Genomic DNA, 15,116 nt, shown 5'->3' with positions numbered 1-15,116 from the left:
GTTGCCTGTCGCAGCGACGCGAAGCGCGTCGCTCAATCCCCATCCCCCCGCCGCCGCCATTCCACCCTTGTGCGCCCGTGCGGTTCATAGTGCGTCCCAAAGCGCACGAGACCGTGCTTCCTCAAATGACACGTCATCTCATAGCTGATCAGCATCCCGTTCTCGGTCGGCAGTACGTCGAGATCGATCGAACGAATGCGCGGCTCGTAGACAAGCAGCGTCGCTTCCATCTGCGCCTTCAATTGATGCGCCGACGCCGGCAGATTCCGATAGATCGTGCTCAGATCCGGCAGCCCGTAATTCGGCAGATGCTTGAGCGTGCCCGCGCGCGTGTTCAAAATGCGCCTCACGTTCTCCAGCACGCTCAGGATTTCGAGCGTGTTGTTGTCGTGAGCGTCGAGCGACACGCCGTCGATGTGGCCGAGCAGCATGTCGTAGAGCGACGGGCCCGTCGTCATTGCACGTTGCCTGCTTCGTCGAATTCGACGGCAATGCCTTGGTCATCGGAGTACGACAGCCGGACGGCCGCGCTCTTGCGCTGACTCGCCGCGCGCGCCAGCAGTTCGCGCGCGAGCACCGGCAGGATTTGCTGGTCGAGCAGACTGTCGATGTTGCGCGCGCCGGAGTCCGGCAGACGGCAGGCTCGCACGAGTTCCGCGACGAGCGCGTCGTCGCAGACGAGCGGCACGTCGAAGCGCCGTTCGATGCGCTTCGTCACCTTGTCGAGCTTCATGCGGACGATCGACGCCAGCGCGTCAGCCGACAGCGGCCGATAAACGACCGTCTGAAAGCGCGCGAGCAGCGCCGGCTGAAAGTGCTCGACGAGCAGCGGGCGGATGGTTTCCATCAGCATGCCGTTGGTCGCTTCGCCGCCGGCGTCGGTGACCGCGTCCGTCGCGGCCATGATCTCGTCGCTGCCGAGATTCGACGTCATCAGGATCACGGTGTTGCGGAAATCGATCACGCGCCCTTCGCCGTCGCGCATGAAACCGCGATCGAACACTTGATAGAACAGATTCAGCACATCGCGATGCGCCTTTTCGACTTCGTCGAGCAGGATGACGGAGTAGGGCCGCTGACGCACGGCCTCGGTCAATACGCCGCCTTGCCCGTAACCGACATAGCCCGGCGGCGAGCCCTTCAGTTGCGACACGGTATGCGCTTCCTGATACTCGGACAGATTGATCGTGACGAGCGCGCGCTCGCCGCCGAACATCAGATCGGCGAGCGTGCGCGCGGTTTCCGTCTTGCCGACGCCGGACGGTCCCACGAGCAGGAACACGCCGAGCGGCGCTTCCTCCGACTTGAGCCCGGCCTTCGCGGCACGCAGACTCTTGCCGAGCGCAGCGAGCGCGTCGTCCTGTCCGACCACGACGCGGCCGAGTTGCGTCTCCAGATCGAGCAGCGTCGCGAGTTCGTCGGAGAGCAGGCTGCCCGCCGGGACGCCCGTCCAGTCGGCGATCACGCGGGCGATTGCCGCTTCGTCGACTTCCGCGTGGATCAGCGCGTTTGCGCCATGTTCCGCGATGACGGCGTGCGCGGCCGCGATCGCTTGCTTCAGTTCGCGACGCGTCGATTCGTCCGTGGCCGCGCGCCATTCTTCGCGGCGCGCGATCAGCGTTTCGGTCGCGGCCTTCTGCTCGGCGTACTCGCGTTCGAGCCGCGCGAGTTCGAGCGCGAGCGCCGCGAGCCGCGCGTCGATGGCGGCGAGCCGCTCGCTCATGTCGGCGGCGGTCGCCCCCTGATCCTGCACGAGCGCCGTGCGTTCGACGTCGAGCGCCGCACGTTCGGCGATGCAGGTCGACATTGCGATCGGCGTCGCGTCCATGCTCATCCTGACGCGCGCCGCGGCGGTGTCGAGCAGATCGACGGCCTTGTCGGGCAACTGGCGCCCGGTCAGATAACGACGCGACAGGCGCACGGCCGCGCCGACCGCCGCGTCGGTGATATGCACGCCGTGGTGCGACGCATAGCGTTCCTTCAGGCCGCGCAGCATCAGGCAGGCGCGGTCGTCGTCGGGTTCGTCGACCTTGACCATCTGGAAGCGCCGTTCGAGCGCGGCGTCGCGCTCGAAGTATTGTTTGTATTCGGACCACGTCGTCGCCGCGATCGTGCGCAGCTCGCCGCGTGCGAGCGCGGGTTTCAGCAGGTTCGCGGCATCCGCGCCGCCCGCCGTGTTGCCCGCGCCGATCAGCGTATGCGCTTCGTCGATGAAGAGCAGGATCGGCGTCGCCGATTGCTGGACGGCTTCGATCACGTTCTTCAGACGCTGCTCGAATTCGCCCTTGACGCCCGCGCCCGCTTGCAAAAGACCAAGATCGAGCGTGAGCACGCTCACGCTGCGAATGGCCGCGGGCACGTCGCCTTCCGCGATCCTGAGCGCGAGCCCTTCGACCAGCGCGGTCTTGCCGACGCCCGGATCGCCGACGAGGATCGGATTGTTCTTGCGGCGCCGCGCGAGAATATCGACCATTTGCCGGATCTCGACGTCGCGTCCGAATACCGGGTCGATCTTGCCGTCACGCGCCTTTTGCGTGATGTCGATGGTGAAGCGGCGCAGCGCTTCAGATTCGTTGCGATGCGTGACTTTCGGCGCCTGCTGTTCCGGCTCACGCGGAGTTGATGCGCTCTCGTTGCCGTCGCCGTCGATGTGCGTCGCTTCTACCGACACCCGGTCGAGCTCTGCCCGCAGCCGGTCGATCTGCGTCGCGGAAACGGAGAGCAGCGGCCACGCGTCGGGCGCGCGCAAGAGATGCGGCGCGTCGGCGAGCGCCGCGAAAAGATGGGCCGAGCGGATCGACGTCGCGCCTTCTTCGAGCGACGCGCGCATCCACGCTGCTTCGAGCCACGTCCCGAGCCGTTGCGACAAAGCCGGCTTGCCGCGCATCTCGTGCGGGAAACGGTCGATCGCGGCGAGCAGACCGCTCCAGATCGCGTCGACGTCGAGTTCATAGCGGCGCACGATCGCGACGAGATCGCCGTCGCCGAGTTCGAGCAGCTTGATGAGCCAGTGCTCGACCTCGATGTCCCGGTGAGCGCGCGTTTCGCAGAGGCTCGCCGCATCGGCGAGCGCGCGCGCGCAATGATCGTTGAGACGGCGCAGGAACGGGGAGAGGTCGCGTTGGGTCATGACGAAGAGGGAATTAGAAGCGTCAGTCCGCGAGGCGGACTGACAAACGCGCTGGCACTCGGCTGAAGGGGATTCAACCGGACGCGTGCCAGCATCGAAGGAAACGAATTACGAGCGCTCGTTCCAGCTGTCGGCGTGGATGATGTTGCCGTCCTTGTACGACCAGGTGATCTTCTCGTAACGCAGTTCGATGTCTTCGAGGTGGTTGTGCTTCTCGAACGCCGGGTTCTTGATGTCGAGCATCTTCGGCTTGACCGCGACGACTTTCACGTTATCCAGTTTCGTGTTGAAGTACTCCTTTTCCTTGCCGGCGTCGTCGATCTTGTACCACTTGATCTCGATCGATTTCAGCGTCTGGCCGCTCGTCACCGCCTTGTAGAGATACGGCGTCGAGGCGTCGGTTTCCTTCGTGAACGTGATCGGCGCGTGCACGCGCGTGCCGGTCAGCTTGCCGGTGTTGTTGTCGGTCGGGATGTTCACGCCGTGTGCGAACTCGACCATCTCGACGCTTCCTTCGCGGCCATTGACGGTGACAGAGCCCTTGATGTCGGCGCCGCCATCGTCCTTGATCCACATGTATGCCGGAATAGCCATTTCTTTTTCTCCTTGGTGGGTTGCAGCAAAAGCCCCGAAGCCCTCTGCTCCGGGGCGGATTCAGTTCCCGGAATCGTCCGGAACGAGCGTTATCTCGACGCGGCGGTTACGCGCGCGGCCATCGGCCGTGTCGTTGCCGGCGATCGGGCGCGTGTCGCCGTAGCCCTGGATCGCGAACGCCGATTCGGGCGTCGCGGCGGCTTCCATCAGCCAGTCGCGCACGGCGCCCGCGCGAGCGACCGAGAGGCGCTGGTTGCCCGCGCTGTCGCCGACGTTGTCGGTGTGGCCGGCCACGAGGATTCGCTTGCCCGGATGCGCCTTGATCATCTCCAGCGCGCCGACGAGCGCGCGGGTCGAGCCAGGTTTGAGCTGGGCGCGGCCGCTGTCGAAGAGCGACATGCTGTCGAGCGTGATGATGGCCGGCGGCGGAGGCGGCGGCTGATACGACGCGATCGCCCGATTGAGCGGCGGCAGCAGCGCCGCGCCGTGATACATGCCGAAACTCAGACGCAGCGGCACGCCGGTGCGCTCGTAGCGGTCGAGCCGGTCGCGGTCGGCCGTGAGCGCGGCGAGGGCTGAGCGGCGCGCGGCATCGTGATCGGCGGGCAGGCTGGCAAACCGCGCGAGATCCTCGTCGACCTGCGTCATCAGCGTCTGATTGTTCTTCGCCGCGCCCCAGCTCGCGAGCGCGCCGGCGCAGGCAAGAATCGCGATGGCGTGCGCGAATCCGCGCAGAAGCGGCGATACATAAGCACGCTTCGGACAGGCATCGACGAGCAGTTCGGGCAACGGCCAGGGCGCTGGCGATTCGGCGAGCGGCAAAGCGGACAGACGCGTGAGCGAGCGCAGATGCGCCTGCCAGGGCGACGCAGCGTTCGCAGCCGGACCGCAGTCGGTCCATGCCGCGCCGTGCAGCGGCCACGGCGACGACGGCTGGCGGCGGTCCTGCAATGCGTCGTTGACGACCTGCCAGGTCCAGCCGATGAGCGCCGCGAGACCCGCCGCGCGACGCTCGGGCCGCTCGCCGGCCTGCTCGCGCGCGGTGTCGTCGGCCGCTTGCATGACGGCGTCGAACGAACGCGCATCACGCAGCATCGCCGACGACGACAGACCGAACCACTGCGCATCGGCGGGCGTCGGACTGCCGCTGTCTTGCGTGAGCCGCTGATAAACGGCGACATAACCCGGCACGGCCGTGGAGAGCAGGCGCGCGGTATCGCTGAGCGCCTGCCGGTGCACGCGCAGCGTCTGCGTCAGCGATTCGTGCGTGTGAGCGTCGGGCGTGAGCGTGAGCACGACACCGTCTGGCGAACGATCGCCGCGCCATGCCTTGAGCGCGAGCGCGAGTTCAGCGAGTTTCTGAGGCCGGTCCGCGCGCAGCCAGATCGCGCCCGCGCCGACATGCAGGTTGCGTCCGTTCGCGAAGATGCGTTCGAGCGCATCGCCGAGCACGATCACGAGCGGCATGCGCGCGCGAAGTTCGATCGGCAGGTTGCTCAGGGCAGTGGATCGGCCGAGTGCCGATAAAGTGGCGGCGTTCTGCTCCTGCGCGCGCCGCATGCGCAGCGTGTGCCACGCGACCAACGCCGCGCCTGTCGCGCACGCGGCGATCGCCAGGCTCCACGCGACGCCGCGGCTCAACGGCAGCACCGCGAGCACGACACTGGCCGCGAGCAGCGCGGCGAGCGCGACCAGCGTGCAAAACGGATACCGCGCGAAACGGCCGGTGCTCAATAAACTCATTTCGCGCGTCACGTTCTGAAGGCAAGGAGATGCGCCAGTTGCGCATCGAGCGACTGCCGCCACGCCAGCCAGATCAGCCCCGCCACGACGCACGCGACACCCGCGAGCGCCCACGGCGACACTTGCCGCAGCCGGTCGAAGCGACTGCCGCCGCCGCTATTGATGATGAAGGTCGGCTGGCGCGCCGGCCGCGCCTTCGCGATCTGCGCATTGAGCGCCTTGACGAGTGCTGCGCGCTCGCGTTCGTTCTCGTCGCGCGCGTAGCGCCCGCGGAATCCGAGTCCGAGGATGGCGGCGTAACACTCCAGCAGTTCGAGATTGCACGGCGTTTCGCGCATGCGCGCCGTGAGCCGCTCGTACACCTGTTCGCCGGCATTGTGATTCCCCGCACATTCGACTTGCAGCGGAAATTCATCCCATTGCGAGCGTCCGTCGGCGGGAAGATACTTCATCGCCATTTCATCCAGCAGCCCGCATTGCGCATGGATCGCGTCTTCCTTGACGTCGTGCGGAACCTGCCGGGCTTCGAGCGCAGCGTCGAAGTCGTGGACCAGTTGCAGACAACGGCGGCGCAAATCCGGCACGTTTTCGTTGGTTCCACCCTGCGTCAGTTGCGACACCTGAAGCGCCGTGTCGCGCAGCAACGCGCGCATCGTCGGGGTATGGGTGAGCATCGTGTCTGTCTCGCTCATGACGTCAGCACCGCATACAGTTCGAGCGACGCTTCCGGCACCGACGCCGGCAAATAAAGCTGGCAAGCGCGCGCGGCGAGCATGCGAGCATGCGCCGGATCGCTTGCATCGAGCGCGAAGTACTGGTTCTCCAGGCGCACCGGAATGGCCGCCGGCACGCGCTGAACGGCCTTCAGCGGAATGCCCGCGAGCGCCGAATTGACGATGTGCTCGATATCGTCGGGCGAGCCGATCTTGCAGAGCTTCGGAATCTGTTCGATGAGCTGAAACGCCGGCAGTGCCGCATTCACCGAAAGGTAGTAGTCCGCGCCTTCGAGCAGCCGCTCGTCCTTGAACTGGCCCGCCCAGAGGGTGGCGCTCTTGTGCGTGAGGCCGATCGGAATGACGCGCGACGGGATGATCGCATCGAGCAAATCGCGGATCAGCGCTTCGAGCGCGCTGAAAATTTCGTCCTGTTTCGCGTGCTCGTACGGTGGGATCGCGGCAAGCGACGTGCCGGTGGAAAAGGTCATCAGCGCGCCGGACAGCGTGGCGAGCACGTCGTAAAGACGCTCGGGCGGCTGGTTCGGATGCGTGCCGAGAAACGACAGCTTCGGCCAATGCGTGTGAATACAGTGAAGCAGCCAGAAGAGCGATACGTCGGCGACACCGAACTCGGCGATCTGGTCGATGCGTTCGCTGCGCCGGGCGGCAAGCGCCGCGCTTCTCGCGAGCAGAATGTCCGAGAGCCGCGCGATGCGTTCCTGATGGCGTTCATGCGCGGCGAGCGTGAGACACGGCGGCACGAACGCACGATCGACCTCGAACTGACCGCGCACGCCGCGCACGAGTCGCGCGATCGGACACACGACGTGATCCGCGTGCGGCTCGAAATCGAACAGGAGATGCACCGCGTGCCGCTCGACCGACAGCTCCTCGACACCTGTGCCGTTCAGATCGGGCACTTCGACGAACTCGCGAAAGTAGCGGCGCGGGCGCGACAGCGTTTCATCGTCGAAGCGGCAGTTGCTGCCGTCGGCGTTCAGAAGCGGGAGCGCGGCGAGGATCGTCACGCTTTGCACGTCGGACGGAAGATCACGCGTCAGGTCGCGCGGACGCGGCAGCACATCCATCGCAGACGAATCGATCAGCGTGCCGTCGGTCAGGCGCAGTTTCAATCGCGAAAGCGTGAGCCGGCCGGCGGCGAGCGTGTCTTCATCGAGTTGAACGTCGATGATTCCCCAGGGCTCGGCAATAGCAAGCGACGCGAACTGCCGTTGCGCGACATTGAGCCATCGTTCCTGCTGCTGAAAATGCTGAGGCGTGAGAATCAACCCCTCATGCCAAAGCGGCTTGAAAGTCCGCATAACGATTCGTGGTTATCTTTTGGTTTATCGAATAATCGTCGTATTAAACACGAACCGAAGTGTCGCGTCTATTATTGAGATAATTTGGAATGAGTGCGGCATGAGTTGCGCCTCATCGCGTTAATCGTCTCTTGCGCGGATGAAAGGCCGCTCTGACGAGAATTTATAAGATTCATCTGTGCTGCGCTCGGCGTATGTCCGTTGATATGGCGGGGTTCCCGAGGAATACGGGTCTACGCGCAGTTTTTCGGAAACGGCTATCTATTTAGCTTCGGTATCTCGAAAATAATCCTTCAGGCATCTCAATAAAATCTCTAGTTTTAGCGCTTGACGACCGTTTGTCACGCCTGCTCTAATAAAAGAAAAAGGGGCGCAATAATAAATTCAAGTAAGCGGGCCGACTTCCGGATCACTCACAACCTGAGTCCTTTCACTGGGCACGGCTATGGTTCGTGATGATGACGCCTGCGTGTCGTTTAAACCATCGATATAGGAAAGAGCAAAGCCATGTCTGAAAGCTTTCAGAAAGAGATCCCGAAGTCCCGCGTTAATATCTCATTGGATCTACATACGGGCGGCGCGCAAAAGCGCGTCGAGTTGCCGCTCAAACTGCTGGTGATGGGCGATTACAGCGCGGGCCAGGCAACCGGCGCGCTCGCCGATCGCAAGAAGGTCGATGTCAACAAGATCAACTTCGATGCGGTGCTGGCCGAACTGAATCCGCAGGCCCGGATCAACGTGGAAAACACGCTGGCCGGTGACGGCTCGGACACCACCGTCGCGCTGAACTTCAAGTCGATGAAGGACTTCGAGCCCGAACAGGTGGCGCGTCAAATTCCCGAGCTGCAGGCGCTGCTCGCCACGCGCAATCTGCTGCGCGACCTCAAATCGAACCTGCTCGACAACAGCACGTTCCGCCGCGAACTGGAAAAGATCGTCAAGAACCCGGCGTTGTCGGAGCGCCTGCGCGCGGATCTGGAAAAGATCGGCACGAGCAGCATGCCGCCGGTAGGTCATGCCTGAGCGCGCATTCACCGCTCATTCAATCCAGCACGTACAACGCACGCAAGACAGGAAGACCATGGCACGCAACGAAACCCAGCAGTCCGGCGCCGCTACCGCCGAAACGATCACGACCACGCTCGAGCAGGATGGCCGCAGCGTCTACGCGACGCTCTTCGAGAAGATCAACCTGAAACCCGTCGAAAGCGCGCGTCCGCTCGAAGCTTTCCAGGACAACGACGCGCTCGCCGAAGCGCCGAGCGACGAACGTCTCTCGCGCGCGGTGAGCGTGTTCCTGAAGATGGTCGACGAAGCGAGCCGGCCGGTGGATCGTCTCGACAAGTCGCTGCTCGATTTTCATATCGACACGCTCGACCAGAAGATCAGCCGCCAGCTCGACGCGGTGATGCATACGGAACAGTTCCAGCAAATCGAATCGGCGTGGCGCGGGCTCAAGTTCCTCGTCGATCGCACCGACTTCCGCAAGAACATCCGGATTGAAGTGCTCGACTGCTCGAAGGAAGCGCTGCAACAGGACTTCGAGGACACGCCCGAAGTGATCCAGAGCGGCCTGTATCGCCACACGTACATTCAGGAATACGACACGCCGGGCGGGCAGCCGATCGGTTCGATCATCTCGAACTTCGAGTTCGCCAACTCGCCGCAGGACATCGCGCTGCTGCGAAATATCTCGAAGGTGGCTGCGTCGGCGCATATGCCGTTCATGGGCTCGGTCGGTCCGAAGTTCTTCGGCAAGGAGACGATGGAAGAAGTCGCCGCAATCCAGGATATCGGCAACTACTTCGATCGCGCCGAGTACATCAAGTGGAAGAGCTTCCGCGATACCGATGACGCGCGCTATATCGGCCTGACGATGCCGCGAGTGCTCGGCCGTCTGCCCTATGGTCCCGACACGACGCCGGTGCGCGGCTTCAATTATCAGGAAGCGGTCAAGGGCACGGATCACAACCGCTATCTGTGGGTCAATGCGTCGTTCGCGTTTGCGGCGAACATGGTGAACAGCTTCATCAAGAATGGCTGGTGCGTGCAGATTCGCGGCCCGCAGGCAGGCGGCAAAGTGGATGATCTGCCGGTGCATCTATATGACCTCGGCACTGGCTATCAGCCGAAGATCCCGACCGAAGTGCTGATTCCCGAGACGCGCGAGTTCGAGTTCGCCAATCTCGGTTTCATCCCGCTGTCGTTCTACAAGAACCACGACTTCGCGTGCTTCTTCTCGGCGAACTCGGCGCAAAAGCCCGCGCTCTACGACACGAAGGAAGCGACCGCGAACAGCCGCATCAATGCGCGTCTGCCGTACATCTTCCTGCTTTCGCGCATCGCGCATTACCTGAAGCTGATCCAGCGCGAGAACATCGGCACGACCAAGGACCGTCGTCTGCTCGAGATGGAACTGAACAACTGGATCAAGAATCTCGTCACCGAGATGACCGATCCGGGTGACGACCTGCAGGCGTCGCATCCGCTGCGCGAGGCGAAGGTGACCGTGGAAGACATCGAGGACAACCCCGGGTTCTTCCGCATCAAGCTTTTCATCATTCCGCACTTCCAGGTGGAAGGGATGGACATCGGCTTGTCGCTGGTGTCGCAGATGCCGAAGGCGAAGAGCTGAAACCAGCGCCGTTTCCTGCCTGCATGCGCGCGTGCAGGCGTGGGACGGCGCGTTGCGTTTGTAGATGACAGGAGACACATCCGATGGGTTCGATGATTCTACCGACGCAAGCGTACAGCCTGCGTCTCGCGAAGCAGCCCGCACCGTTCTCGGTGCTCGCGTTCGAGGGACGCGAGGCGATCAGCGAGACGTATCGGCTGGCGATTGAATTCACGAGCGTGCGGGCCGCGATTCCCGTGGCGGAAGTGCTCGGCAAGCCGGCGAAGTTTGCTATCGAACCGGTCGATGTGAATGCGGGACTGCCCGCGGAGCTGACCGCGCGCTTGGCGAAGGCGCCGGCGCGGTTGTTCAATGGCATCGTCACCGCGTTCGATGAACTGGGATCGTCGGCGGATGAAACGCGCTATCGCGTGGTGCTGGAGCCGCGGCTGTCGGACTTGAAGCTCGAGGTCGCCAGCAGGCTGTTTCAGAACCAGACGGTGCCGTCGATCATCGAAGACGTGTTGCGTCACCATGGCTTCACCGCCGTCGATTTTCAGTTCAAGCTGCGCGCGGAGTATCAGAGTCGCGAGTACACGACGCAGTACAGCGAATCGGCTCTGGCATTCATCAAGCGAATCGCCGCCGACGAAGGCATCTGGTTTCGGTTCGAACAGACCGCCGAACGCGATGTGATCGTCTTCGGCGACGATCTCGACGCGTATGCGCGCGAGCCCAAGCTGATCGCGCCTTATCGCGCGGAAGGCGGGATGGCGAGCGCGGGGGTGGAATCGGTGATGTCGCTGGCCGAGCATCGCACGCGCGTGACGCAGTCGGTCACGGTCGATGACTACAACCATCGCACGGCGGGCGTGACACTTCTGACCAACATCAACGCTGCCCGCGACGATGAGACGACGAGCGGCAATCAGTATCGATGGGGCGAGCATCATCCGACGCCCAACGCGGGCAAACGGGTGGCGACGCTGCGGCATCAGGCGGAGCTCGCTCGTCAGGTGACTTTCGAAGGCACCGGTAACGTGATCGGCATGACGCCGGGTGCGGTGTTTCGCTTCAGCAACCGCGAGCTTGCCAACGCTGAGCATGGGCTTTTGCTGACGACGGTTCTTCATAAGGCGTCGCGTGGTGAGGCGTATTCGAGCGTCTTCACTGCGATTCCTTCGGATCGTGTCTATCGATCGATGGTCGATCCGGCCGCCAAGCCGAAGATCAGCGGCATCCTTCCGGCACGCGTGATGTCGCCGGATAACTACAAGTACGCGTATCTGACGCCGCAAGGGTGGTATCGGATTCAATTGCCGTTCGATCTGGATTCGTGGAGTCCGGGCGGTACCAGCCGGCCGGTGCGGTTGGCGAAACCGTATGCCGGGCGCGACTACGGGCATCACTATCCGCTGATCGATGGGACGGAAGTCGCCGTCATTCATACGGAAGGCGATCCGGATCGGCCCGTGATCATCGGCGCGATGCACGATAGTCAGCATCAGGATCACGTCAATAACGAGAACAACACGCGCAACATCATTCGCACGGCTGGCCGTAATGAGCTGCGGATGGAGGATCGTGAGGGGACCGAGCACGTTCATTTGACCACGCCGTTTCAGACCAGTGAGCTGAATCTGGGGCATATGGTCGACGGGCAGCGGGAGAAGCGGGGGGAAGGGGCGGAACTGCGGTCGGATGGGCATGTGGCGGTGAGGGGTGCGAAGGGCGTCTACATTTCCGCCGACGCCCAGCAAGCGGCCAATGGCAAGCAATTGGACATGCAGCCTGCGCAGGGTTTGCTTGAACAGGCGCTGCAGCAGATGCAGTCGTTGGCTGAGGCGGCGAAAGCCGCGCAAGCGATCGCTGCTGACTATGACAAGCAGAAGGCGTTGTTCGATGGCACGCTGAACGATCTGAAGAAGGCGGGCGTACTCGTCAGCGCGCCGGCCGGGGTCGCACTCGTCTCGGGCGAGCACCTGCAACTGAGCGCGAATCAGAATCTGATCGCGACCGCGGGCGGAAATGCGGACATCGGTGTGATGAGGCGGTTCACGGTGGCAGCCGGTGAAGCAGTGTCGCTGTTCGCGCAGAAGCTGGGCATGAAGCTGTTCGCGGCCAAGGGCAAGGTGGAGATTCAGGCGCAACGCGACGAGATGTCGCTGGCAGCACTGAAGGACGTGACGATCACGAGCACGGAAGGCAAGCTGATCCTGTCAGCGGCGAAGGAAGTTTGGATCGGCGCGGGCGGGTCGTACATCAAGATCAACGCTGAACGCATCGAGAACGGCACGCCGGGGGACATTCTGGAGAAGTGCGCGTCTTGGGATAAGCCGGGGCCGGTAAGCATGCGGTTACAAGGGCTGGACTTCGCTCAGATACCCGACTCAAAGCAATTCAGTCAAAAATTCGACCTCTCAAAGGTTATTGCCAATGATCCCGCTAGTAATGAGAAGTGGGCGGGAGTCGAGTACGAGATCCGCAATGAGCAGGGCAAGCTGCTTCGCGCCGGCACTACGAGTGAAAATGGAATCACCGATCGCATATTCACCAGTGGGCCTGAGCTGATAACAGCTTTCATCGGCGGGGGAAACTGGGGTGTCGTTGAGGAACTTGAGTTATTGGACGATGACTTTGAACCGGAGAGCGCTACGTGACTACCAGCGATTTCTACATCGTTCAACCGAATGACACATTGTCCAGTATAGCCCGTAGGACCGGCGTGCCCGTTTCCGAACTCGCTAAGTTGAACGGCATCCGAAACCCAAATCGGATTGCAGTCGGGAAGAAGCTCGCTTTGAGTAAAAGGGCGGTTTGCGGAGTGAATGTTCAGTTTCTAGATCGGGATCATAATCCGTTGCGCGACTTGCCATACGTAATCAGGTACTGCGGCAAGGAAGCATCTGGAAAGACGGATGACAACGGCCGTGCAGTTGCTATACAAACCGATTCGCCGGTGGATCAAGTTGCGCTTTTTGTCCGTCGCGCGGAGGGCGATCTTAAGGAGATTGCCACGATTGTGTCCGGTTATGCCAACAAGCTAGTTACGCTTGTCAGTCCGAAGCTCAAGCTTGAGGCGCGAACCCGTCCCCATCCGAACGAAAGTCAGGTCGACCGACAAAACAGGTCTCCCAAACAGCCCGCGGACACACAGCATCATTCAAGCGCAGGTGCGGATGAAAGAAATGACGTGGGAACGACGGAAGGAGTTTTACAAAGCGCGTGGAGTTGGTTGCAGGGAGAGCTTGGAATCCGAACTCACGAGACATGCGACCGCTCGGATAAACCGGTCGCGCGTGTCACTAAGGACGCGGTAAGTCTCGAGTTTCTGGAAAAATACACGGGAGAAACATTAGCAGAAGCCGACTACATTGCTGCGGCGAAGGCGTTTGGCTGCGAGGTAGAAGTAATAAGGGCAATCGAAATGGTTGAATCAGGGGGGAGCGGTTTTGACAAGCATAATCGACCATTCATTTTGTACGAAAGGCACGTATTTTCGCGCAATACAAATCCGAAGCACAAGTATGACGAAGACTACCCGGGGCTTTCGGCAAAAGTCCCTTATACGTATGGGAAGCTTACCAAAATTAAAAGCGTCGATGAGTTGTCGGCCGATCAATATCCCAACGTTGGAGGAAAAGAGTTAAACAACGAGTTTAGCTATCAGCGGCTTATGAGGGCGTACAAGCTAGACAAAGATGCGGCTCTCAAAGCATGCTCGTGGGGCAAGTTTCAGGTACTTGGAGAAAACTATTCTGGGGGCTTTGTCTCGGTTCACGACATGGTAAAGGCGGTGTCGAAAAATGAAGCTGGCCAGTTCCAAACGTTTCTATCTTTTATTAAGATGAATCGTTTGCAGCCGGCACTTCAATCTAAAGATTGGTTGCATATTGCGCGCACATATAATGGAAAGGGGCAAAACGGCTACGACTTGAAATTGAAAAAGCAGTACGAAGCGCTGGTAAAGAAACGATCGCAAAAGGATGGGGTGTAATGGCATCTATCGATTCAAGAATCATCTCAAATGTATTTATCGCGTTCTTTGCGTTTGTTAGTCAGTTTGCAGTTGCAAATACGCTGATCGAATTCGATACGCCGTACATTGTCGCCGAGGAAAAAGATGGAAAAATAAATGGATATTACGGACTGACACTGCCGGGCGTGGAGAGCATCCGGCCCCCGGTGTCCTGCAGATTTTTTTTCACTTCGGCATCCAAACCGGAGCACTCGTCGCAGTTGACAGTACAGACTTTTTCAACGGACAGCACCTACAAAAACCGTGATCCTGCAGAAGATCTACCGGGCGAACTGGTCATCGCCGGAGAACGTTGGACCATTCAGATGGAGCGGCTGCCTGACGGATGTTTGACCGCGGCCGGTGGAGGATTTCAGAAAGGTTCTGCCGTTCCCAATAGCGTCGAGAAGCGCACACCCATTGTCGGCCTTTTAGTAATAAGAGGAAAATCGAATTTCTTCGATTATAAAAATGGTGGATTCTCGAAAAGGAATGGATTTCTCGTCCGCGGTGATGTTGTAGTGGCTCTTGATAAAAGAAACGACTTCTATTTTGTGAAATTTTTGAATGACACAAGCGGCCGGACTTCGACGGGTTGGGTAAAGATCTCGGATACGGTGACTCCGTTCCCGGAATAGAAATTCAGGCGATGCGCGGTCGGGTTTCATGATACGCAGAGCAGTTATCGCTAAGACAGAAAACGCTCTACCCGAGTTTTAAGGAGAAAAAATGATCGACCTGATCCGACTGGGTGACCCGACAGACCACGGCGGCGCTGTCGTCAGTGCTTCGACGACGATGCGCTTCGAAGGACGCCCGGTCGCCCGCAAGGGCGACGAAGTCTCCTGCCCAAAGCACGATATCCATCCCAATCTGATCATCGCCGGCGACGAGTCCATGACCGATGGCGGCGTGCCGATCGCCCGCCACGGGTACCGCGCTGTTTGCGGCTGCCGGTTGCTTTCCAGTCTGGTCTAAA

12 protein-coding genes are annotated in these 15,116 nt (G+C 61.1%); 6 read left to right on the top strand and 6 right to left on the bottom strand.

Going from position 1 to position 15,116, the window contains the following annotated elements:
* Positions 1 to 32: 32 nt before the first annotated feature.
* The 6 genes from tssE to tssK all read right to left on the bottom strand — a co-directional run bounded on the left by tssE (position 33) and on the right by tssK (position 7,505).
* Positions 33 to 458: a type VI secretion system baseplate subunit TssE gene (gene tssE, locus AWB66_RS09980; RefSeq protein ID WP_087630131.1), complete on the bottom strand. Its 426-nt coding sequence runs from the start codon at positions 456 to 458 to the stop codon at positions 33 to 35.
* A complete protein-coding gene (gene tssH / locus AWB66_RS09975; protein ID WP_087630130.1) occupies positions 455 to 3,130 on the bottom strand; it encodes a type VI secretion system ATPase TssH in 2,676 nt (891 codons plus the stop codon). The genes tssE and tssH overlap by 4 nt, the downstream gene beginning before the upstream one ends.
* A 108-nt stretch (positions 3,131 to 3,238) precedes the next feature.
* The gene (locus AWB66_RS09970; protein WP_087630129.1) at positions 3,239 to 3,724 is read right to left on the bottom strand and encodes an Hcp family type VI secretion system effector; all 486 of its coding nucleotides are present in this window, start codon (positions 3,722 to 3,724) and stop codon (positions 3,239 to 3,241) included.
* Between the two features lie 60 nt (positions 3,725 to 3,784).
* The gene (locus AWB66_RS09965; RefSeq protein WP_087630263.1) at positions 3,785 to 5,467 is read right to left on the bottom strand and encodes an OmpA family protein; all 1,683 of its coding nucleotides are present in this window, start codon (positions 5,465 to 5,467) and stop codon (positions 3,785 to 3,787) included.
* A gap of 8 nt (positions 5,468 to 5,475) precedes the next feature.
* Positions 5,476 to 6,159, bottom strand: a complete 684-nt coding sequence (locus AWB66_RS09960; protein ID WP_235021067.1) for a DotU family type IV/VI secretion system protein — start codon at positions 6,157 to 6,159, stop codon at positions 5,476 to 5,478.
* Entirely contained in the window at positions 6,156 to 7,505 is a 1,350-nt protein-coding gene (gene tssK, locus AWB66_RS09955) for a type VI secretion system baseplate subunit TssK (RefSeq protein WP_087630128.1), read from the bottom strand. Before tssK ends, AWB66_RS09960 begins: the two co-directional genes overlap by 4 nt.
* A 507-nt stretch (positions 7,506 to 8,012) precedes the next feature.
* Here tssK and tssB point away from each other — a divergent pair.
* From tssB to AWB66_RS09930, 6 genes are all read left to right on the top strand, one after another.
* Positions 8,013 to 8,528 carry a type VI secretion system contractile sheath small subunit gene (tssB, locus tag AWB66_RS09950; RefSeq protein WP_087630127.1) on the top strand — a complete coding sequence of 172 codons (516 nt, stop codon included), beginning with the start codon at positions 8,013 to 8,015 and terminating at the stop codon, positions 8,526 to 8,528.
* A gap of 58 nt (positions 8,529 to 8,586) precedes the next feature.
* Positions 8,587 to 10,140 carry a type VI secretion system contractile sheath large subunit gene (gene tssC / locus AWB66_RS09945; protein WP_087630126.1) on the top strand — a complete coding sequence of 518 codons (1,554 nt, stop codon included), beginning with the start codon at positions 8,587 to 8,589 and terminating at the stop codon, positions 10,138 to 10,140.
* 83 nt (positions 10,141 to 10,223) lie between these two features.
* The gene (locus tag AWB66_RS09940) at positions 10,224 to 12,779 is read left to right on the top strand and encodes a type VI secretion system Vgr family protein (RefSeq protein ID WP_087630125.1); all 2,556 of its coding nucleotides are present in this window, start codon (positions 10,224 to 10,226) and stop codon (positions 12,777 to 12,779) included.
* On the top strand, positions 12,776 to 14,116 hold the full coding sequence (locus tag AWB66_RS09935; RefSeq protein WP_087630124.1) for a LysM peptidoglycan-binding domain-containing protein: 1,341 nt from the start codon (positions 12,776 to 12,778) through the stop codon (positions 14,114 to 14,116). Before AWB66_RS09940 ends, AWB66_RS09935 begins: the two co-directional genes overlap by 4 nt.
* Positions 14,116 to 14,775, top strand: a complete 660-nt coding sequence (locus AWB66_RS32905; RefSeq protein WP_125469700.1) for a hypothetical protein — start codon at positions 14,116 to 14,118, stop codon at positions 14,773 to 14,775. Before AWB66_RS09935 ends, AWB66_RS32905 begins: the two co-directional genes overlap by 1 nt.
* Positions 14,776 to 14,866: 91 nt before the next feature.
* The gene (locus AWB66_RS09930; RefSeq protein WP_087630123.1) at positions 14,867 to 15,115 is read left to right on the top strand and encodes a PAAR domain-containing protein; all 249 of its coding nucleotides are present in this window, start codon (positions 14,867 to 14,869) and stop codon (positions 15,113 to 15,115) included.
* Position 15,116 lies beyond the last annotated feature (1 nt).

It is taken from the genome of Caballeronia telluris (assembly GCF_001544495.1).
Lineage (GTDB): Bacteria > Pseudomonadota > Gammaproteobacteria > Burkholderiales > Burkholderiaceae > Caballeronia > Caballeronia telluris.
This window is presented reverse-complemented; position numbering and strand designations above follow the sequence as displayed.